We start from the raw sequence: 237 nt of genomic DNA on the forward strand, positions 1-237 counted from the left end.
GCCGCGTTCGTTGGCCAGCTCGGACGGACGCAGGTAGCGCGGCTCGATCGGCATGTCCGCGTCCGGGTCCTCGCGGCGCTCGACCAGGTCGCTGCCGCGCGCGTACACCACCTCGGCGTCGGGCAATGCATTGCGGATGCCGCGCAGCACGGTGACCGGATTGGATGGGGTGCCGTAGTAGTTGCCCAGCAGCGCCATCGGATCGTCGGCGGTCGGGCCGATCACCGCGACCTTGCG

The 237-nt window shown here is 70.9% G+C and carries 1 protein-coding gene; it reads right to left on the reverse strand.

Going from position 1 to position 237, the window contains the following annotated elements; translation table 11 throughout:
• Window positions 1–237: glycoside hydrolase family 3 protein (locus tag SB658_RS27430; RefSeq protein ID WP_410603713.1), on the reverse strand; the 237-nt coding region annotated here is incomplete at both ends.

The sequence above is a fragment of the Bacillus sp. SIMBA_008 genome, from assembly GCF_046535495.1.
Lineage (GTDB): Bacteria > Bacillota > Bacilli > Bacillales > Bacillaceae > Bacillus > Bacillus subtilis.